This window comes from Nitratiruptor sp. YY08-26, from assembly GCF_016593215.1.
GTDB lineage: Bacteria > Campylobacterota > Campylobacteria > Campylobacterales > Nitratiruptoraceae > Nitratiruptor > Nitratiruptor tergarcus.
Map to the genome: position 1 here is coordinate 1,236,381 of NZ_AP023063.1, position 21,233 is coordinate 1,257,613.

The window sequence follows — 21,233 nt, forward strand, 5'->3', positions numbered from 1 at the left end:
CTCAACTTTTTCTTTAATTATAGAGAAAAGTTGTTAAGAGTTTTATGAGGTTGGAATAAAAATTTGAGGATACTGATTAAGTCTATAAAAAAGAGCTTCGGGATCGGTACAAAATATATTCCATATTTTAGCATCAGCTACTTTTTTACTAAATGGATAGACCATTAAAATATTATTTTCGTTTTGAATAATTTCTCGTATAGGATTTGTTTTACTCTTTTTAATAGTTATTGGCTTAGAAAAAATAGTAGCTAGATTTTCAAAATGCTCTATCACTTTTTCATTTTTCTCTTCTTCACTATATTGAAAGAGTTTCAAAGAGAGTTTGAGCTGGATCGCAATATCAAAAACGATTGATGAAATTTTTTCTACATTTGAGTTTTTGCTAAGAATGAGTCCCACCTCTTTAAGATTATCCATCGACTTATCTGATAGAGCCAAAACAGGAATAGAGAGTGTGTAGAGAAACTTTCTAAAATTACTCTTTTCAAATAAAAAAGCATGTGTGATAAAGAGCCCGACTCTAAACGATTTCATATCTTTTTTCATAAGTGTAAAAATCTCTTTGCCATAATAATCTATGATTACTTCTACATCTTCACTATCATACTTGCGTATAAAATCCAAAAACTCCAAATTATTTGGATTAATGATACGAATAATAAGTTTTTTATCTTTAAAACGTTTATGGACATAGATTGCTCCAAGTACCATGTGACGCAGACTTTTTGTACTCAGTGCCTCCATATCGATAAAGAGATAGGAGTTGAGACCAAACGGCATAGGAAACTGCCCCACTTCTCTCTTTATCGATTTAAAGACCTCTTTTAGAACTGATGGTTCACCAATAAGCAGCAAAAGATCGTTTGGATAGATCATGAGATCTGGTGTAGGAAGTATGAGTTTGTTATTGCGATAAATTGCTGCAATTTTCCAATTTTTTTGCTCTATAGATCCCACATGCCGATAGACATAAGCACTGCCAAATGGAACCAACACCTCCATTATTTCACCTTCACCCAAACCTACATTTTGGGCAATGACCGGAACATTTGGCAAGTGATCTACAACTCTATTTGCAAGAATCTCATTGGCATCAAGCCTGATAAAATTCTTCCCTTCAATCTGCAAATCCCATCTATCTAATATGACTGTTGTAACATTGGGATCGAGTTTACGTACATTCTCAAATGATGCAAGAGTATCAATCTTATTCGCAAGGACTATAACAACTTCTGTGAATCTTCTTTTAAAAAGTTGTGAAAGTTTTACAAAAGAGGTTGGATCCAATTTATAAAAGAGAAAATTTTCATTATCTATATCTGGTTTTATACTATCATCCATATAGACAACATGATATCTATTGGTTGTTACATAGTTTTTGACAATTCTTTGTAAGAGGTGTTTTGCTACAATACCGTCAGCCAAAATCAAAACATCAACTTGCACATATTGCCTTTAAAGGATATTTGTGGAATTTACGCTCGATGCAACGTGTGGAAACGCACGCGCTACTACAATTAAAACATATCATTCTACCATAAAAACCCCTGTATTTATGCCTGTGGGAACCGCTGCAAGCGTAAAAGCCCTCGATACAAGAGATCTCACAGATCTACTTGATACACACATAATTCTTGCAAATACTTACCATCTCTATTTACGTCCGGGAGATGAAATAGTCAAAGAGTTTGGAGGACTCCACGGTTTTACGAAGTATAATCGCAGCTTCCTCACTGATAGCGGAGGGTTCCAAGCATTTAGTCTTAGCGACATAAGCAAAGCAAATGATGAAGGAATAGAGTTTCAAAGCCATATTGATGGCTCACGCCACTTCTTTACCCCCCAAAAGGTTCTTGATATCCAATATAATCTTGGTAGTGATATTATGATGATCCTCGATGATCTCATAGCTTTACCAGCTACAAAAGAACGCCTCAAACTCTCTGTAGCACGAACAACAAAATGGGCAAAAGAATCCATTATCTACCACAAAAAGATGCAAGAGCGAGGTATTGGAAGAACGCAAAATATCTTTGCAATCATACAGGGAGGTGTAGATCCTGCTTTTCGCCGCCAAAGTGCACAAGAGCTTACAGCACTTGATTTTGATGGTTATGCCATTGGTGGTCTTAGTGTAGGAGAAGAGAGCCAAGCAATGTACGATACAGTGGCCTGGACAACACAGTTTATGCCAGCCAATAAACCTCGCTATCTCATGGGCGTAGGAACACCAGAAGATATAGTTGAAGCTATTGATCGAGGTGTAGATATGTTTGATTGCGTTATGCCAACGAGAAATGCACGCAATGGTACAATCTTTACTACTTTTGGCAGACTCAATATCAAAGCAGCACGCTTTAAAAAAGATCTTCGCCCAATTGATGAAAACTGCTCATGCTACACTTGCCAAAACTACTCTAGAGGCTATCTCAATCACCTCTTTCGCGCTAAAGAGTTAACATATTACCGTCTTGCTTCCATTCACAATCTCCACTACTATTTGCAACTTACCAAAGATGCAAGAGAAGCCATAATTCAAGGAGATTATGCTACATTTAAAAAAGATTTTTATGCAAGGAGAAGCCAATGAAACTAGGAGTCAATATCGATCATATCGCAGTGCTACGAGAAGCAAGACGCATCAATGATCCCGACCCCATAGAGGCTTTAGGAGTTGCTAAAAGAGCAGGAGCAGATCAAATTACAATTCATCTGCGTGAAGATAGACGCCATATTAATGACAATGACGCAAAAAAAATTGCACAGCTCTCTCCTTTGCCTCTCAATATGGAATGCAGTATCGACGAAGAGATTATCGAGATTGTCTGCGCCTTAAAACCTCACCGTGCAACTCTCGTACCTGAAAAACGCGAAGAGGTTACAACTGAAGGGGGGCTTGATGTCATAAGTAATTTTGATAAAATCCTCCAAGTAGTAGAAAAGTTGAAAAATCATGAAATAGATGTATCACTTTTTATCGATCCCGATTTTGAGATAATTGCTGCATGTGCCGATACAGGTGCAGATATGGTAGAACTTCACACGGGAGAATATGCAAATATATATGCAATGCTTTACAGTAATCTTCGCTCTACCCCCCATTCCATTAAAAATCTTGAACTCCCTCGCTCTGAACTTCAAGAAAGACTTGCAAAAGCGATAGGAGATCTAGAAAACTCAGCTATTTATGCCTCAAAGGCAGGCCTTCTCGTTGCTGCAGGGCATGGACTTAATTACCAAAATGTCATCCGTATAGCTCAAATTCCACAAATCGTAGAACTTAACATAGGCCAAAGCATTATCGCAAGAAGTATCTGGGTTGGTTTTGAGCAAGCAGTTTCACAAATGAAGGAGCTTTTACGTGAAGCCCGTAATTGCGATTAGTATAGGAGATCTCAATGGCATTGGGGCTGAAATTGCAATAAAATCTCATGATGACATAAAAAAGTGGTGCCAACCTCTCTATTTTACTAACAAAGATATGCTCGAGCAAGCTGCGGATTTATTGGGACTCTCTTTGCCAAAAGATATGGAAGTAGAATATATTGATGGTAATTTTACAATAAAACCTGGAAAAGTTAGCAAAAAAAGTGGTCAGTATAGTTTCCGCTCTTTCCAAAAAGCTGTAGAATTTACATATAGCGGTATTTGTGATGCCCTTGTCACACTTCCTATTAATAAGGAAGCCTGGAAAAAAGCTAGCATAGTATATAAAGGGCATACTGACTACCTCCGCAAACGCTTCAAAAAAGATGCTATTATGATGCTTGGGTGCGAAAAACTCTTTGTAGCCCTCTTTACTGAACATATTCCACTCAAAAAAGTACCAAAAGAAATTAAAAAAAAGAAACTAAAAAAATTTCTTGTAACCCTTTACAAAGAGACTCAGCCTGCATTACCTATTGCAGTCCTTGGACTCAATCCTCATGCCGGTGATAATGGCGTTTTAGGAGATGAAGAAAAAATTATTACTCAAGCGATAAAAGATGCAAATAAAGCTTTGAGTACAAAGACCTTCTTTGGTCCAGTTGTTCCAGATATTGCCTTCACACCAAATTTTCGCAAAAATCTCACACATATTGTAGCAATGTATCATGATCAAGGACTCGCACCACTCAAAGCGCTCTATTTTGATGAGAGCATCAATGTAAGCCTCAATTTACCAATTTTACGTACATCAGTAGATCACGGTACCGCATTTGATATAGCCTATAGAAATCTCGCCAACAATACCAGCTACCTTAACGCCTGCCAGTATGCGATTTCACATCTCAAAAAGGAATAGCATCTTCAGCTACATCACCCACTCCTGCAATGGTATTTCCTACAGCTTGTGGCGCAACTATATTTACCACAGCACCTGTTACTTTAAAAGGTGCTGCCACAATTGAGCCAATGCCACAACCACTAAACATCAATACAATAACTAGAAATACAAGCAATTTTTTCATTACTATTCCTTACATATTAACTATCCTTGAGAAAGATGTTTTTGTACAGACTCAATCTTTTGTTGTAAACGATTCTCTTTGCCAGGACGAATATCAAACTTCACAACACTATAGACTCTTCCAACACCCATTTTCTCTAATGCTGCATACATCTTTGGAATAAGACTTGTTACTTCCTCCATGCTCTTACCTTCTATAATAGTTGCCATAGGAGTAAGTTGATAAGGAAGTCCACTCTCCTCAATCACCTTTAATACTTCAGCAACATATTTGCTTTTGCTCTCTCCTACATCTGTTGGAAACATTGCAATCTCCATTAATACACTCATTTAAGCTCCCTTTTTCTATAATTTCATAAAGGAAAAAATATGCAAAGAGTAAAAAATCTCACACCTTTTATGGTCATGGCAATTGCCAAAGAGGCATCAAAATATAAAGATGCCATCCATTTTGAAATAGGTGAACCAGATCTTCCTCCACCACCTGGTGTAGTAGAGGCTGCAAAATGTGCACTGGATAATTATCGATTTTCTTATACTATTTCTGAAGGGTTACCTGCACTTCGCCAAAAAATTGCAGATTTTTATAAAAAAAGATACAACATCCTAATAAATCCTGAAAATATTCTCATCACTCCTGGAACCAGCGGAGCATTTATGCTTGCATATGCATTGACACTCGATTTTGGTAACTCTTTGGCATTTAGCGATCCAGGCTATCCTTCTTATAAAAATTTTGCCTACATTCTTGGAATAGAGCCAAGATTTATCCCTGTTGATAGTACAACAAGCTACTGCATCACACCAGAGCATCTACACAAAAATAGACCTCATGCACTGCAAATCTCCAATCCAGCAAATCCCACTGGCAATATTTATGAAATAGATCTCCTACAAGATCTTTGCACATACTGCTTGCACAAAAATATTACACTTATTAGTGACGAGCTCTATCATGGCCTCATATACGATGTAAACACTACAACTGCTCTTGCTTTCAATGAAGAAGCTATTATCATAAATGGATTTTCAAAATATTTTTGCATGCCAGGGATGAGAATAGGTTGGATCATTGTTCCATCAAAATTGCGCAAAAAAGCAATAGAAATTGCGCAAAATATCTTTATAGCTGCACCGACACTGAGCCAATATGCAGCATTGGAAGCTTTTGATGAGGAGTATCTTGCATCCGTTACATTGACGTATCGTAAAAGGAGAGACTATTTATACCAAGAACTTTCCAAACTTTTCTATATCCCACACAAGCCGCAAGGAGCCTTCTATATCTGGGCTGATATAAGTAAATATAGTGATAATGCACTCCATTTTGCAAATCACCTTTTACAAAAAACTCACGTCGCAGTTACACCTGGAGTTGATTTTGGCTTTCATAATACAGATAAGTTTGTAAGATTTGCGTACACTAAATCTATCGAGCACATGGAGCAAGGCGTTAAACGCCTCAAATCACTCCTTGGCTAAATCTGCAGCAAATACATAGATAGCTGCATTATAAAGACTCACAATGTAAGCTATGACAAGTACAACAGGAAGTAAAATAATAGAACTTGCCATCAATACCATTACAATACCAACACCAATCAAAATAAGTGACCATATAAATATCAAAACAAAATACTCTTTGTTAAAACAGCGCTTCCAAAAGCTGGGCGAAAATATCCAAAAGCTCTTCTTAAAAGCTTCTGTAAAATCATCTGTTTTAATAATCTCACCCAATACTCCAGGAGCAAAATAGAAGAAAAAAGCAGCAATAACCAAAAGAAGCAATCCAACTGCTCCTCCACTACTCATCATAGCTATCATCTGCGCTTGACTCATCATACCATTTTGCAACTGCTCTACATCAATAGACATTGAAATAGCTATACCAAAGAGAAAAGAGAATAGCAAAAAGATAAAGAAAAACCCTAAAAATGCTCCTGCTGCAGTTTGTAAATAGGTTGTGAGAAGATCGCCGATTTTTGTCTCGGCGGCTATATCTACAAGTTCTTGCGGATCATTTACTTTTGCAATAGCCCTTCCAAAATAGATCTGTACTGCCAAACTTACAATTGAGTATGCAAAGATAAAAAGTATGCCAATAATGGGAATCATACCCAAAAGATTAAGAACTATCAAAATCGCAATAGCAGCAAAATTGAGAGCATAATTACCTTTGAAAAAAGACCATGCAGCATTTATGGCTGTTTTATTAGAGTGCTCCAACATCGTAGCTCCTTTTTGTCATTATAGCTAACATCCACTTTTTTTCATATTTTTTGCTTTGTCAATAGGAAATCTTTTATGGTTTTTAGCAATTTTTCTTCGTGAAGCTTCATAGAGATCAATTTCAAGCACACTTGCAAGACGTAAAAGATAGTGCAGCACATCTGCCATCTCTTCAGCAATCTCTTCTTTTTCTTCGCTACTAAACTGCTCAGCTCTTTTATCACACCATTGAAAGTGCTCCATGAGTTCTGCTGCCTCTATCGCTACACTCATAGAGAGATTTTTGGGCGTATGATACTTTTGCCACTCCCTTTGCGCTATAAACTCATCGAGCATCTTTTGCAGCTCATACAGACTACCCTTCAAAGTACTCCTTTGCATGCTTACGCAACTTTTGATAAATTTTGAAAAAATCGGTGCTATAGACTCTCGTTTCGGCAATTGTAGTGATAAAATTTGTATCTCTTTGCCATCTAGGCACCAAATGCAGATGGATATGTTCAGCAATACCAGCTCCTGCAGCAGCACCAAGATTCATACCCATATTCACCCCTTCTGCACCCAAAACATCCTTTAAAAGTTTCACTCCTCTTTTTGCAAGTTTTGCAATTTCAAGCCATACATCCTCTTCAAGATCTTCGAGATTATCTATATGGCGGTTTGGAATTATCATAAAGTGACCTGGAGAATAGGGATACTTATTCATCACAGCAAATGAGTTTTCGGCTCTATAAAGTACTCCCAACTCCTCATCTTCCTCAGGATGCTCTACAATATAACAAAAGACACACCCTTCTATTTTTTTGCCTGTTACATACTCACTACGCCAAGGAGCATACAAAATTTTGCGCATCAAAACACCTTTATGAGATTTGGAAAGAGATAGATAATTACAAGGATGAGAATCTGCAAAGCAATAAATGGCAAAACACCTCTATAGATCTCTTTTGTTGTTACAAGTTTACCAGCACTCCCTTTGAGGTAAAAGAGTGCAAATCCAAATGGTGGCGTTAAAAAAGATGCTTGTAAATTGAGAGCCACAAGTATGCCAAACCATATTGGATCTATACCAAAGGTTTTGATTACAGGTACAAAAAGTGGTATGACAACAAAACAGATTTCCACAAAATCAATAAAAAATCCAAGCAAAAAGATACTTGCCATTGCTATAAAAATGAAAAGTTCTGGAGATCCTATTTGATAACTAAAAAAGTCATGTACTAGCTCTTCTCCACCAATTTCGTTAAAAACAAGACTAAAAGCAGTAGCACCAATTAAAATGGTAAAAATCATAGCACTTAGTTTAACTGTCTCTAAACTCACATAGCGCAGCATTGAAAAACTGAGACTACCACTGAAAAATGCCAAAACCAAAGCACCAACCACACCCATTGCAGCAGACTCTGTAGGAGTTGCAATACCTGCAAAAATAGATCCTAGCACTGCGACAATTAAGAGCATAGCAGGGAGTAAAGAGAAGAGAATCTCTTTGAGTGAAGGCTTTCGCTCTAATTTCACCGGAGGTGCAGATTGTGGTTTGAGGAGTGCAAAGAGTAAAATATAAAAAATATAGACTACTACCAATAAAAGTCCCGGTACTACTGCACTACGGAAGAGATCTCCCACACTCACACTCAAAACATCTCCCAACACAATCAATACAATAGAGGGAGGAATTATTTGCCCCAATGTCCCGCTTGCTGCTATTGTTCCGCTAGCAAGTGACTTGTCATATCCATATTTGAGCATTACTGGAAGTGTAATCACGCTCATCATCACTACACTTGCACCCACAATACCTGTAGCAGCTGCCAAAATTGCTCCTACTATCACAACTCCTACAGCAAGTCCTCCTCGCACCTCTCCAAACAACGCTCCAAGATTTTCTAAAAGCTTTCTTGCAATGTTACTCTTTTCTAAAATAAGCCCCATCAAAATAAAAAGTGGTACTGCCATGAGCGTAAAATTTTGCATAATGCCATATATACGCATTGGAAAGAGATTAAAAAGATTCAGACTCAAGTCTGCATCAATCAGTGCAAAAACAATCGCAGCACCTGCAAAAACAAATGCTACACGAAAACCAATCATCAAAAGAATGAGAGATAGCACAAACATCAAAATAGCAGGATGGAGAAAATAGTAAAAATCAAGATAGTGTAAAAGTGCAATTGCAATACCTATTGCGGGCACTGCTACAAGCCACTTTTTATCTATATGACTCCAATGTTTTATCATTTCACTAATTGCCTGTAAAAGCAGTAAAAATGCAAAGAAAACTATCATTGCCTTAATAATCCAGCGATGTTGCAATCCTCCAGGATCACTAGAAGCCTCGTTTTGCATAAAACTTTGCAATGTAAAACCGTACCCATACCAAAGAATAAGTAATGCCAAAGGTACAATAAGGAGTAAATTATCCAAAAAAGCAATAGTAGCTTTAGTTTTTGGAGAAAACTTCTCATAAAAAATATCAACTCTCACATGCTTATCATGTTTGAGTGCATAGCCAGCACTGAGCAAAAAAGTTAGATCAAAAAAGTACCACTCAAGCTCTTGTAGTGCAATGGAACCCTCATGAAAGAGGTAGCGCATTGATGCGTCATAAAATACCAAAAAGGCTAATAAAAAGGAGAAAAATGCACTTATACCTCCAAAAAATGTATTGATTTTATCAATATAGTAAGAGACTCTATTCACCCATCTTCCTTTTGAAGTAGTACTCAAAAATCTTTTGTAAAAGTACAACAATCAACACAAGTGCTACAATAGCTAAAAATTCAAGTCCAAACTCTTTAAGTTCTTGCATCTATTTCCTTACATAAAAGCTGGTGTATCATTACTAAAGAGTATCAAATCTCCTGCCTTTGTTGACTCTGCTAATACATTTTGTAACATCTGCTTATCATCGAGCAAAACTTTCTTCTTTGTAATAGCTTTGTCTAAAATTTCTCTATTGAGTTTTCCTGTAATAATTACAAGATCGAAAACTTCATTAATTTTTCGTGCCAATTTTTCATTGGCTTGTGGAGTACTCTCAACAATACCGGGAGTTACTATTACCTTTCTTCCCGGATAGCCTTTAACAAGCTCATAAGAGCTTACCATTCCTTCCAAATTCCCATTAAAACTATCATCAATTATGAGCTTCCCACCAGCTTCTATCTTTTGCAGTCTATGCTCCACTGGTTTGAGATGGCGTACTCTTTCTTGGATTGTTGCTATATCTAATCCTATCTCATGTGCTGCTAAAATAGCTGCAGTGATATTGAGTGCATTAAAGCCACCTAACACAGGAGCATAAAAATGGTACTCTTTTCCATCAAGTTCTACATCCCAGCTCACACCTTCAAGATCTGCTTGAATATTTTTGATATTTTTTCCATATTTTACAAACTTTTCATCATCTTTTATCTTCAACCCATCCCAAATAAAAGCCTTTTTAAGTCTTTTTGAGAGTAAAATTTCTAGTTTCGTAAGTATGATATTTTCAAGAGATTGAAAATACTCAATATGCTGCTCGCCGATCTTTCCAATTATCGCATACTGATGCTCTACCAGTTTTGCAATAGAAGCGATATCACCCCGCTCCCTTGCTCCCGCCTCTACGATATAAATCTGTGTATCTTCTGGTAGCGACTCATTAATATCTTTCATTATCCCTGCAAGTGTATTGACACTTCTTGGTGTTTTATAGACACGGTAATTATCTTGTAAAATTTGTGTCAAGAAATTTTTTATACTTGTTTTTCCGTAACTTGCAGTAATAGCCACAATGATTGGATCGATCTTTTTTAATTTCTTTTTTGCCTCTTTATAAAAAATCATAAAAAGATATTTTTCGATGATATTTGATACCAAAAGAGTCAAAGCAAGAGGCAAAAGTGTGCTGTAGAGCTTTATACCTTTAATCATAAAAAGCATATCTAAAACGAGAGTAAAAAGAAGAAGCAACATAAAAAAACGCTTTACGCGAGAAGTAAAAACAAGTTTTTTATCCAGTTTCCTTTGCCAAAAATAGAGTGCTACACCACATATGAGATCGAGAGCTAGTACCCATTCACGTAAAGCAAGATACCCAAAAAGTGGTAGCAAAAAAAAGAGGATATGCTGGTAGGGTGCATGGTGATGCAAGAGAATACGAGAAAGTTTATAGTTGTACCATTGCAAATTGGTAATAAGATAGTAACCCAATAGCAGAACAAAAAGGATATGGCCAAAGAGATGAATCCAACTCATCTGCGAACCTCAAATGCGCCACTGTAACTGCGTTCTATCTCCTCAACTACTACCTCATCAACACGTGCCAAAGGAGGGCCCTCATGGAGTGCTTGCAAAAACTCTTCATACACCTCATCTGGCACGCTTGCTTCTACCTCTACGCTTCCATCAGGAAGATTTCTTACCCATCCACTAATTCCAAGCTCATTAGCAATATTTTGCGTGAATCTACGAAACCAGACTCCTTGCACTCTCCCTTTAACAATACATCTACAATTTTTCATACTCTTCCTTTATTGTTTGGCAGATAAATGGGGCTTGGTGTAAAAAAAAGTAGTGGTCCCCTTGCAGCGGGTAAAAAGAGCTGTTTTTTATCAATTTTGCAATCTCTTTTCCACTTTGCAGCGAGGTTGCCTTATCGTCTTTCCCCCAAAAAATGAGAGCTTTCCCGTTAAAAGAAGCAAAAGAGGATCGAAAATCTTCATTGACAACATTTTTAAAAGTTTCATACATATTTTGGCTCATTCCTTTTGCATCCTGCGCAATGAAAAAATTACGAAGTCTTCCTATACCAAACGGTTTAAGAAGTTTAAAAAGAGCAATTTTAGCGCGTATACGCAAAGGTTTTGGCTCTACAATACCAGCACTGCTTAGTAGCACAAGCATTTTTGGCTTTAAAAGTGTTGCCACTTTGCCTCCAAAAGAGTGTCCAATAACGATATTTTTCGGAATATTTAATGAATCTAAAAAAATTTCTACTATTTGTGCATAATCTGCAGTTGTAAGAATAGAGTTGTTGGGGCTTCTTCCAAAACCAGGAAGATCTATATAGATTTTTCTAAACTCTTTGCACCCTTTAAAGGCACTTTGCATAATCTCTTTGTTACTGCCCCATCCATGGAGGATAATAGCAGTTTCACCCTTCCCCTCCATTGTATAGGAGATTGAAAAATTTCTATCCTGGTAGCGTACCTCCCGTTGTGCCAACTATGCCCTTTTTTTTGCTCTAATTTTAACATTTTTTCACCATAGCAAGTCTTAACACAGGAGCGTTTGCTGGTTACATCTTTGATAACCCAGTAAGTAGTCACTATCATAAAAAGCACAAAAGCAGCCAAAATCGCTGAGACGAGATAGATGTTGCGATACTCTTTTTTGAAGATCATCTGAGCCTCCTTTTTGGGAGATATATCTATTGTCATATAAAATTGTTAAAACTCTTATCAAAATAGATATATAAATTTATTTTATATTTATTTTATAATTTTGGGAGGCTCCACTTCCCAAAAATCGCCCAAAGACGCAGGAATAAAGAGAAGAGAAAAAGAAGTGTAACAGTATATGGATTTAAAAACTCGATTTCGTTAAAAAGAAAAATAAAAGCTCCAGTCAATATGGCAATAGTGCCGTAAAATCCTGTGCGCAAAATGAAAGGAATCTCATTGAGCAATATATCTCTTACAACTCCACCACCAACAGCTGTAATTAGAGCTACGAGCATTACTCCAAAAAAATTAAATTGTGCACTCAATGCAGCCATTGCACCACTAATAGAAAAGGAGACAAGACCCAAACCGTCACTCAATAAAAATATAAGCTTTTTTTGGTAATCAAAAAATCTCTGTAAACGCAAAAGATACGCACTCGCTACAACACCAATAACAATTGCTGCTGGAAGTGTATGGGTAAATGCATAAGGAGTAGCTCCTGTGAGAATATCGCGAATAACCCCTCCACCGAGTGCTGTAAGAAAAGCTACAATAAAAGCTCCTAAAATATCAAGTTTGTGCTGTGCAGCTACCCAATATCCACTGAGTGCAAACGCTATGATTCCAATGTAATCAGTGATTTCTAAGATACTCATCAATACCTCTTTGTGCTACAAATGCGCTACTAAATGCCCACTGAAAATTATATCCTCCAAGCTCCCCTGTAACATCGCAAACCTCTCCTGCAAAAAAGAGCCCCGGAACGATTTTGCTTTGCATATTCTCATCGAGCTCTACTATATCCACACCTCCCTTTGTCACTTCAGCCCGCTCATAGCCAAATGTACCTGCTGGAGCAAAGGAATAAGCACAAAGTAACTGGAGTTTCTCCCTCTCTTGCACTGTGAGATCTTTTGCTTTTTTATCTTTTATACCTACAGCTTGGAAAAACTCTTTTATAAACCTCTTTGGCAAAGGAAGCTGCGTAGCAATATTTTTATGGGGAAGAAATTTGGGAAGCTGTTGTAAAAATGAAATTGTAATGTGCCCTTTTTGCCAATAAAGTGACGCATTTAAAATCGCTGGACCACTTATTCCCTTATGAGTAAACAAAATATTGTCACAAAACTGCTTTTCTCCAACTCTCACTATTGCAGGAAGTGTCACGCCACTGAGTTTTTTAAACCAAAACTGCTCCTTTTGTACAGTAAGCCCTACAAGTGCTGGAGCCAAAGGTGTGATAGTGTGTCCAAATTTTTTTGCAATCTCATACCCAATTCCACTAGCACCAATTTTCTTGTAACTTAAACCACCAGTAGCTACGAGTAATGTTTTAGATCGAAAAGCTCCCTGTGAAGTTTTTACAACAAAAATACCTTTTTTATATTCCAGATCTTTTATTTCACAATTGTAAAGTGTATTACGATTTTCAAGAATTTCTATAAGTTCATAAGCGCTATGGGGACAAAAATATTGCGTTTTTTTACGCAAAACTGGCTCACATCCACGCTTTTTTAACCATTGCAAAAGAGACCTATTATCAAACTGTATAAAAACATTTTCTACAAACTGTGGATATTTTGTCAGATAGTGGCTGCTATTTACTATTTTATTTGTAACATTGCAGCGCCCTCCTCCGCTTATTGCAATTTTTCTTGCTGGCTTTGGATTGTGTTCAAGAAGAAGATAATTTTTTTTCCGCAAAAATTGAGCGCAAAAAAGCCCAGAGGCTCCTGCTCCTAAAATGATTAAGTCTCTCACTTCTTTGCTGATTGGATAGAGTTGATATAGTGATAATCGATAGGGATGGTACGAGGTTTTGGAAGATTTCTCGCTAAGGCTTGGAGTGGAGTGAGGAAATCTTCAAAGAGATAATTTGCCAAACTCCCAGGTACAGCATTTATCTCATTGACATAAACCTGCCCTCTATGCACAAAAAAATCTACGCGAATTATAGCCCCACAAAAGAGAGGCCCATAGAGCCTTTTAAAAGACTCTATCATCTGCTCACGAATTCCAGGAACTAGTTCGGCCTCTTTTACCTCTTCAGTCCTACCAAAATCGAGATACTTTTTCTCAAAATCTAAAAATTCACCTTTTACTGGCTCCTCTATTTTTGATAGATAGAAATTCCCCGCTTTACATCCTGCAAGATTGTACTCTTTGATTCCTTCAATAAAAGGCTCTATAATAACCTCATTATCAAACTCAAAAGCAACATCGAGTGCATAGCTTAACTCACTCTCATCTCTTACAACACTCACTCCAATACTACTTCCAAGATGGCAGGGTTTTATGATAACCGGATAATCAAATTTAAGTGGCTCTATTTTTTCTTTGTGGAGTAGCTGAAAATCGAGTGTATTAATGCCTAGATGACGCAGATAGAGTTTTGTAAGGAGTTTATTATAGCTCACTACGCTCCCTTCAATACGAGGGCCAATATAAGGAATATCAAAAAACTCAAAAAGTGAAGCGAGTTTTCCATCCTCCCCATCCGCACCATGTACTAAATTGATAGCTACATCAAACTCCACTCTTTTTTCTTTGAGTAATCCTTTTTGATAAAATCCTCCCCTTTTAAGTTCAAGTTTTGGCATCTTTTTATATTCGCCACTGCTAAAGAGTTTTGATTTGAGTTTCGATTTATCGATGAGATAAAAATCTCTCTCTTTATCAATAAAAATAAACTCTGCTTCTATAATATCTTTGAGAGCTATTGCACTCACTATGCTTATCTCATGCTCATAGCTCACGCCACCAAAAATAACACCAAATTGCATTCTTTTCCTTTAAATTTTTTGCATCTTTTTCAAAGCCTCTTTAACAAGACCAGCTGTATCTGCAGCTTCACAAGTAGCAAGTACCTTTTGGATCTGCTCTTTTTTAAATCCAAGACTCTCTAGCGCCATCATCGCTTCATTGTGTACACTTGTAAGAGGTGCTTGCTCGCCAATATCAAACTCATCCAACTCTACAAGTATGCGCTGCGCGCTCTTAGGACCAATTCCTGGAACTTTTTTGAGTTTACTGATATTGCGCTCATGCACTACTTTGACAAACTCTTCTGGCTTAAAAGTAGAGCAAATCGCCATTGCAACCTTTGGACCAACACCATTAAGCTTTATGAGTCTATCAAACATCTTTTTTTCATTAATATCCACAAAACCATAAAGCATCTCCCCATCTTCACGCACAATATGCGTGGTATAGAGACGAATATATTCTTTTTCTATTGCACTACTTGCATTGAGTGAAACAAACACCTCATAGATAAGTCCACCTGTTTCAATATGTACAAAAGTAGGCTCTTTTTTTATTACCTTGCCTTGTATTCCGACAATCATCCCCACTCCAAAATTTTTGCAATTTTATCATATAATTTGCCCATGAATTATACAAGCAACAATCTCAAAAACGTTTTACACGGATTTTTCTTAGCTATAGCACTTGGTGTAGCTGAACCATCTACTACACTTCCTCTCATCATTGCCCATTTTAGTTCTGATGTGATGATTGTGGGTTTTTATACATCCCTACTAAGAGGCGGAGCAATTGTGGTACAGCTCTTTGCAGCATTTTACGCACAAAGCTTTAAACTCGTCATGCCATATTTACGCCTTGTTTTTTTAGCAAGATTTCTAAGCTGGCTTGGCATCGGACTTGCAATTTACTTTTTAGGTGATGCCCATCCAAAATTAACGCTCTTTTTTATTGCTCTATTTTTGTTTATTTTTAGTTTTAGTGCCGGATTTGGCAGCATCTATTTTAATGAGATATTAGCAAAGGTCTTTACACAAGAGACTCGCGGAAAGTCAATGGCAAACCGCCAGTTTTTTGCAGCTATCGGATCGATCCTTAGCGGTATTGCAGCTGGATACATCTTAGAGCATTTTCCCCCTCCAAAAAGCTACGCATACCTCTTTATAATAAGCGCTTTTTTAATGGCTTTTGGACTCATCGCTTTTGCATCCATTGAAGAGCCAGTTAAAGAGCAAGTCCTTGAAAAAGAGAAGAGTTTTTGGGAGTTTTTAGGCAATGCAGCAAAAATTTTACGCAGTGATAAAGCTTTACAGATCCAAATTATAACTGTGCTTTTGAGCTACTCCTTTTTATTTAGCTTTGCGTACGTCATTTTACATGCCAAACAGTTTATTGAGCTCTCAGGCTGGCTTGTAGGAGGCTTTATTGTAATACAGATGAGTGGTGCAATGGTAGGAAATATCATCTGGAAAAAGATAGCACCTCACTATAAGCAGATTATGCTCACTTCTTTTATTTTAGCAATCATCTCTTTTACACTACTCCTTTTTTCTCACCATAAATACGCTTATTTTTTTGTCTTTTTCACTCTTGGCATGGCAATTGATGGATTTCGTATAGCCACAATAAATCTTCTCTTTTCCATAGCACCGCAAGATAAACGCCCTATCTACATCGCTTTACAAAACAATATCACATCTCTTGGACTCTTTTTTGCAATTCCGGGAGGATTTATTCTCAAAACATATAACTACATTACTCTTTATAGTTTTACAATTTTCATGCTCACTTTAGGGCTTCTCTTTGCTATGCGCTTGCAAAATAGACAAAAGGAACAAAAGTAAAGATGCTCAAAAAAATATTTACCAATAGTGCAGGAATTTTACTCAGCCGCATTTTAGGATTTTTGCGCGATCTTCTCACTGCTTCGATTTTGGGAGCAAATATCTATAGCGATATTTTCTTTGTTGCTTTTAAGCTCCCTAATCTTTTTCGGCGCATATTTGGTGAGGGAGCTTTTGTACAAAGTTTTTTGCCATCTTACACAGCTTCTACCAATAAAGCACTCTTCGCAGCAGCAGTTTTTCAAAGATTTTTTCTCATCATCTTTTCCCTTTCAATCATAGTGACAATCTTTTCACCCTTTTTTACCAAACTCATCGCCTTTGGCTTTTCCGAGCATCTCATTGATATGGCTGCTCCATACGTGGCTATCAATTTTTACTATCTTGACTTTATTTTTTGTGTCACTTTCTTAGCAGCACTCCTGCAACACAAGGAGCATTTTGCTACTACAGCATTCTCCACAGCCCTTCTGAATTTATCGCTTATCATTGCACTTATACTCTTTCAGCAAGCTCCAAAAGAGACAATTGTACTTGCTATGAGTATCGCTGTCTTAATCGGAGGGGCTTTGCAGTTTATTTTGCATGTATATATGAGTTATCGTCTGCACATCTTCAACCGCCTCCTTACAGGCTTTTTTGCACTACGCAAGAAAAGAGATCTCATCAACAAACAACTCCAACATTTCTATAAAAATTTCTTCCCAGCAATCTGGGGCAACTCCACTGCTCAAATCAGCGCTTTTTTAGATACTTGGCTTGCCTCATTTTTGAGTACTGGATCCATTAGCTACCTCTACTACGCCAATCGTATCTTACAACTTCCCCTTGCACTCTTTGCCATTGCCACTGCTACCGCTCTTTTTCCAAGTATTGCTAAAAGTCTCAAACATAACGAAGAGCAAAAAGCCCTCAAACTCTTAGAGCAAAGCTTCTTTGCTCTTTTTGCGCTTTTGCTCTTTGCAACTATTGGTGGAATACTCCTTGCAAAAGAGATTATATGGCTCCTTTTTGAGCGAGGGAGTTTTACACATAGCGATACAGTTGCTACTGCATCAGTCTTGGCGATGTACATGCTAGGTCTCCTCCCTTATGGTTTAGCAAAGCTCTTTTCACTTTGGCTTTACGCTACACACAGACAAAAAGAGGCAGCTAAAATTGCAAGCTATTCACTCATTACAAATATCATTTTTTCACTGCTTCTCATTATTCCACTCAAAGCTGCCGGTTTGGCACTTGCTTCAAGCATTGCTGGATTTGTTCTCTGTTTTTATAGCATCAAAGCATTTGGTTTTACAAAATTTATACATATTGCAAAAAATCGTAAACTTTTATGGCTACTCTTTGCAGCAGCTATTGAAATAGCTATAATTTTACTCATAAAAGAGTTCTGGAGGATCAATGCAAATATATGATAGTTCTTTAAAAAAGGTGGTAGAGCTTATTCCTATCAAAGATAAACAGTTAAAAATATATGTGTGTGGACCAACTGTCTATGATGATGCGCATTTAGGGCATGCAAGAAGTGCAATTGCTTTTGATCTCTTACGCCGTACACTCAAAGCCCTTGGATTTCACGTTACAATGATGAAAAATTTCACCGATATCGATGACAAAATCATAAAAAAGATGCAAGAAACGGGAAAAAGCCTCCAAGAGATCACAAGCTACTACATCAAGCGCTATCTAGAAGATATGGATGCCCTTGGCGTAGAGCGAGCAGATATTGAGCCAAAAGCTACAGAGTCTCTTGAAGCAATGTTTGTAATGATCCAAAAACTCCTTGATAAAGGTTGTGCATACACTACTCCAAACGGCGATATCTACTTTGATACGGCAAAAGATAGCGAGTACTGCTCGTTAAGCAAAAAGTGTGATGAAGAGACCCTCAATCGCATCGAGCCAAATCCAGATAAAAAAAATCCAGCAGATTTTGCTTTGTGGAAAGCTTGCAAAGGAAGTGATGATGTCTGCTTTGATTCCCCTTTTGGCAAAGGGCGACCAGGCTGGCATATTGAGTGCTCTGCGATGATCGATAAACATCTTGCCTACCATGATACACCTTATCAGATTGACATTCATGGAGGGGGCGCAGATCTTTTATTCCCACACCATGAAAACGAAGCAGCCCAGACGAGGTGTGCCTATGGGCAAAAGTTAGCAAAATATTGGATGCACAACGGTTTTGTAACTATCAGTGGTGAGAAGATGAGTAAATCTTTGGGAAACAGTTTTTTTATCAAAGATGCACTGAGAGTTTATGATGGAGAAATTTTGCGTTTCTATCTTCTTGGCACCCACTACCGAGCAAATCTCAATTTTAATGAAGAGGATCTCTTGCAGTCTAAAAAACGTCTTGACAAACTTTACCGCCTCAAAAAACGCATCTACGGCACAAAGCCATCAACTGTGCAAAAAGAGTTCAAAGAAAATATACTCAATGCCCTCAGTGAGGATCTTAATATCTCAAAAGCTTTGGCTGTTATGGATGCTTTCATAGCAAATTCTAACGAAGCTTTAGACAAAAATCCAAAAGATAAAGCCCTCAAAAAAGAGATTGCTGCCAATATCGCATTTTTAAACGAAGTTTTAGGAATAGGCTTAAAAGATCCTTACGCCTATTTTCAGCTTGGAATCGATGAAGCGACAAAAGAGAAAATCGAATCTCTCATAGCAAAACGTAATGAAGCTAAAAAGCAAAAAGATTTTGCAACTGCAGATAAAATCAGAGAGGAATTGCTAAATATGGGTATATCCATAATGGATACTCCTCAAGGTACTTTGTGGGAGAAGGTTTGATAGCCACACTTAAACGCTTTTGGCCCTATATCATCAAGCATAAAACGAAGTTTTTTATTGCAATTATTGGCATGATAATGGCCGCAATCGGTACTAGTGCATCTGCTTATGTAGTTAAACCCATCCTTGATGATATATTTATCAATAAAGATGAGCAGATGCTCAAACTCCTCCCACCACTTGTCATTTTTCTCTACTTTCTCAAAGGTTTTGGAAAATTTATACAAGTATACTATACTGAATATATTGGCCAAGATGTTATTCGTGCAGTACGCGAGCGGATGCTTGCATCAATCCTCGCTATGCAGATGGGCTACTTTGTCCAGCAGCCATCAGGTGAGCTCATTAGCCGCCTCACCAACGATATCAATCGTATCAAAAATGTTGTAGCAAATATGATACCAAGCTTCATTCGAGAACTCCTCACCATCTTTGCACTTACCTTTGTTGTAATCTATCAAAGTCCAAAGCTTGCGCTCTATTTTTTATTTATTATGCCACTTGCTATCTATCCACTTTCACGCTTAGCAAAGCGTATGAAAAAGATCTCCCACGCTTCACAAGAGAAGATTTCTGATCTTACAACCCATTTGACAGAAATTTTTAACAACATCGAACTCATAAAAGCTGAAGCAAGAGAGCCGCAAGAGCTTAAACGCTTTCAAAAACATAACCAAGATTTCTTTGAGCTCACCATAAAGCAGGTGCGTACACAAGAGATTATAAGTCCATTAATGGAGGTTCTGGGTGCAGTTATTGTCTCATTAGTGATTTTCATCGGCGGGCAAGAAGTCATTGAAGGAAAGATGACTACAGGGGAATTCTTCTCATTTATGACTGCCCTTTTTATGCTCTACACTCCTATTAAGCACACCTCCAAACTCTACAACCAGATCCAAGATGCCGTCGCTGCAGCTGAGAGAATTTTTCAAATAATCGAGCTTACTCCAACTATAAAAAGTGGAACCAAAGCAGTCCCAGCAAATATCGAAAAAATCTGCTTTGAAGATGTAGATTTAGCTTATGAAGATAAAAAAGTTTTACAAAATATCAGTTTTTGTGCCCACAAAGATGCAATTACGGCAATTGTAGGAGATAGCGGCAGTGGTAAAAGCTCGCTCATTAATCTCATTGTACGATTTTACGATCCTCAAAGAGGAAAAGTAACAATTAATGGCAAAGATATCAAATCATTTGATTTAAAAAGTCTGCGCAATTCCATTGCACTTGTCACACAACGTATTTATCTTTTTCAAGATAGTATTGCAGTCAATATCGGTGGTGAAGATTACGATGAAGCACGAGTCATAGACGCACTCAAAAAAGCTAAGGCCTACGATTTTGTTCATGCTCTCCCTCAAGGCATACATACAAAACTTACTGAAGCTGCTATGAATCTTAGCGGCGGGCAGCGACAGCGCCTAGCAATTGCACGAGCTCTTTATAAAGATCCAAAAATTTTGATATTTGATGAAGCAACCAGTGCGCTGGATAAAAGAAGTGAAGCGCAGATTCTCCAAACCATCAAAGAGCTTGCACAGGGGCGAATTATTTTACTCATCTCTCATAATATTCGCTCTATAACATTTGCTAACAATATAGTTGTGTTGCAAAACGGTAAGAAAGTGTGCGAAGGAGATCATGCCAATCTTCTTGCAACTTGTTCGATCTACAAAGAACTCTACAATAAAAATTAGATATAATTGCAAAAAAAAT

22 protein-coding genes are annotated in these 21,233 nt (G+C 37.4%); 8 read left to right on the top strand and 14 right to left on the bottom strand.

Translation table 11 applies throughout. The features are described 5' to 3' along the window. Window positions 1-42: 42 nt before the first annotated feature. A complete protein-coding gene (locus JG738_RS06640; RefSeq protein WP_201337140.1) occupies window positions 43-1,449 on the bottom strand; it encodes a COG3400 family protein in 1,407 nt (468 codons plus the stop codon). A 22-nt stretch (window positions 1,450-1,471) separates the two neighbouring features. Between JG738_RS06640 and tgt the strand changes: the two genes are divergently transcribed. The 3 genes from tgt to pdxA are packed head-to-tail and all read left to right on the top strand — an operon-like array spanning window position 1,472 to window position 4,288. Then, window positions 1,472-2,593 carry a tRNA guanosine(34) transglycosylase Tgt gene (gene tgt, locus JG738_RS06645; protein WP_201337141.1) on the top strand — a complete coding sequence of 374 codons (1,122 nt, stop codon included), beginning with the start codon at window positions 1,472-1,474 and terminating at the stop codon, window positions 2,591-2,593. Next, window positions 2,590-3,387, top strand: a complete 798-nt coding sequence (locus tag JG738_RS06650) for a pyridoxine 5'-phosphate synthase (protein WP_201337142.1) — start codon at window positions 2,590-2,592, stop codon at window positions 3,385-3,387. Before tgt ends, JG738_RS06650 begins: the two co-directional genes overlap by 4 nt. Further along, entirely contained in the window at window positions 3,365-4,288 is a 924-nt protein-coding gene (gene pdxA, locus JG738_RS06655; RefSeq protein WP_201337143.1) for a 4-hydroxythreonine-4-phosphate dehydrogenase, read from the top strand. The genes JG738_RS06650 and pdxA overlap by 23 nt, the downstream gene beginning before the upstream one ends. Here pdxA and JG738_RS06660 read toward each other — a convergent pair. Next, window positions 4,275-4,454 (bottom strand): DUF6726 family protein, encoded by a 180-nt coding sequence (locus tag JG738_RS06660; RefSeq protein ID WP_201337144.1) that lies wholly within the window; start codon window positions 4,452-4,454, stop codon window positions 4,275-4,277. The two genes, pdxA and JG738_RS06660, sit on opposite strands and share 14 nt — an antisense overlap. 20 nt (window positions 4,455-4,474) lie before the next feature. Then, window positions 4,475-4,783, bottom strand: a complete 309-nt coding sequence (locus JG738_RS06665) for an MTH1187 family thiamine-binding protein (RefSeq protein ID WP_201337145.1) — start codon at window positions 4,781-4,783, stop codon at window positions 4,475-4,477. A gap of 39 nt (window positions 4,784-4,822) precedes the next feature. On the opposite strand from JG738_RS06665, the gene JG738_RS06670 reads away from it, so the two are divergent. Continuing rightward, window positions 4,823-5,935 carry a pyridoxal phosphate-dependent aminotransferase gene (locus JG738_RS06670; RefSeq protein ID WP_201337146.1) on the top strand — a complete coding sequence of 371 codons (1,113 nt, stop codon included), beginning with the start codon at window positions 4,823-4,825 and terminating at the stop codon, window positions 5,933-5,935. On the opposite strand, the gene JG738_RS06675 is transcribed toward JG738_RS06670, so the two are convergent. The 11 genes from JG738_RS06675 to ruvA all read right to left on the bottom strand — a co-directional run bounded on the left by JG738_RS06675 (window position 5,921) and on the right by ruvA (window position 15,458). After that, window positions 5,921-6,682 carry a hypothetical protein gene (locus JG738_RS06675; RefSeq protein ID WP_201337147.1) on the bottom strand — a complete coding sequence of 254 codons (762 nt, stop codon included), beginning with the start codon at window positions 6,680-6,682 and terminating at the stop codon, window positions 5,921-5,923. The two genes, JG738_RS06670 and JG738_RS06675, sit on opposite strands and share 15 nt — an antisense overlap. A 24-nt stretch (window positions 6,683-6,706) precedes the next feature. Then, complete coding sequence (locus tag JG738_RS06680; RefSeq protein ID WP_201337148.1) at window positions 6,707-7,048, bottom strand: nucleotide pyrophosphohydrolase; 342 nt, start codon at window positions 7,046-7,048, stop codon at window positions 6,707-6,709. Further along, on the bottom strand, window positions 7,038-7,535 hold the full coding sequence (locus JG738_RS06685; protein WP_201337149.1) for an HIT domain-containing protein: 498 nt from the start codon (window positions 7,533-7,535) through the stop codon (window positions 7,038-7,040). The genes JG738_RS06680 and JG738_RS06685 overlap by 11 nt, the downstream gene beginning before the upstream one ends. Then, window positions 7,535-9,382: a TRAP transporter large permease subunit gene (locus JG738_RS06690; RefSeq protein ID WP_201337150.1), complete on the bottom strand. Its 1,848-nt coding sequence runs from the start codon at window positions 9,380-9,382 to the stop codon at window positions 7,535-7,537. The genes JG738_RS06685 and JG738_RS06690 overlap by 1 nt, the downstream gene beginning before the upstream one ends. A 117-nt stretch (window positions 9,383-9,499) precedes the next feature. After that, entirely contained in the window at window positions 9,500-10,921 is a 1,422-nt protein-coding gene (locus JG738_RS06695) for a UDP-N-acetylmuramoyl-tripeptide--D-alanyl-D-alanine ligase (RefSeq protein WP_201337151.1), read from the bottom strand. Continuing rightward, complete coding sequence (locus JG738_RS06700) at window positions 10,918-11,187, bottom strand: acylphosphatase (protein WP_084276173.1); 270 nt, start codon at window positions 11,185-11,187, stop codon at window positions 10,918-10,920. Before JG738_RS06700 ends, JG738_RS06695 begins: the two co-directional genes overlap by 4 nt. Further along, window positions 11,174-11,890 carry an alpha/beta fold hydrolase gene (locus JG738_RS06705; protein ID WP_201337152.1) on the bottom strand — a complete coding sequence of 239 codons (717 nt, stop codon included), beginning with the start codon at window positions 11,888-11,890 and terminating at the stop codon, window positions 11,174-11,176. Before JG738_RS06705 ends, JG738_RS06700 begins: the two co-directional genes overlap by 14 nt. Before the next feature lie 271 nt (window positions 11,891-12,161). Continuing rightward, window positions 12,162-12,767 carry a trimeric intracellular cation channel family protein gene (locus JG738_RS06710; RefSeq protein ID WP_201337153.1) on the bottom strand — a complete coding sequence of 202 codons (606 nt, stop codon included), beginning with the start codon at window positions 12,765-12,767 and terminating at the stop codon, window positions 12,162-12,164. Then, the gene (locus tag JG738_RS06715) at window positions 12,745-13,872 is read right to left on the bottom strand and encodes an aminoacetone oxidase family FAD-binding enzyme (protein ID WP_201337154.1); all 1,128 of its coding nucleotides are present in this window, start codon (window positions 13,870-13,872) and stop codon (window positions 12,745-12,747) included. Before JG738_RS06715 ends, JG738_RS06710 begins: the two co-directional genes overlap by 23 nt. After that, window positions 13,869-14,894: a D-alanine--D-alanine ligase gene (locus JG738_RS06720; RefSeq protein ID WP_201337155.1), complete on the bottom strand. Its 1,026-nt coding sequence runs from the start codon at window positions 14,892-14,894 to the stop codon at window positions 13,869-13,871. The genes JG738_RS06715 and JG738_RS06720 overlap by 4 nt, the downstream gene beginning before the upstream one ends. Window positions 14,895-14,903: 9 nt before the next feature. Continuing rightward, window positions 14,904-15,458: a Holliday junction branch migration protein RuvA gene (ruvA, locus tag JG738_RS06725; protein WP_201337156.1), complete on the bottom strand. Its 555-nt coding sequence runs from the start codon at window positions 15,456-15,458 to the stop codon at window positions 14,904-14,906. A gap of 42 nt (window positions 15,459-15,500) precedes the next feature. Here ruvA and JG738_RS06730 point away from each other — a divergent pair, with 42 nt between their 5' ends. Genes JG738_RS06730 through JG738_RS06745 form a run of 4 tightly spaced genes read left to right on the top strand, consistent with a single transcriptional unit; the run spans window position 15,501 to window position 21,214 of the window. Next, window positions 15,501-16,718, top strand: a complete 1,218-nt coding sequence (locus JG738_RS06730; protein WP_201337157.1) for an MFS transporter — start codon at window positions 15,501-15,503, stop codon at window positions 16,716-16,718. 2 nt (window positions 16,719-16,720) lie between these two features. Next, complete coding sequence (gene murJ / locus JG738_RS06735) at window positions 16,721-18,133, top strand: murein biosynthesis integral membrane protein MurJ (RefSeq protein WP_201337158.1); 1,413 nt, start codon at window positions 16,721-16,723, stop codon at window positions 18,131-18,133. Further along, complete coding sequence (gene cysS, locus JG738_RS06740; protein ID WP_201337159.1) at window positions 18,120-19,517, top strand: cysteine--tRNA ligase; 1,398 nt, start codon at window positions 18,120-18,122, stop codon at window positions 19,515-19,517. The genes murJ and cysS overlap by 14 nt, the downstream gene beginning before the upstream one ends. Then, a complete protein-coding gene (locus JG738_RS06745; protein WP_236583125.1) occupies window positions 19,502-21,214 on the top strand; it encodes an ABC transporter ATP-binding protein in 1,713 nt (570 codons plus the stop codon). The genes cysS and JG738_RS06745 overlap by 16 nt, the downstream gene beginning before the upstream one ends. Window positions 21,215-21,233 lie beyond the last annotated feature (19 nt).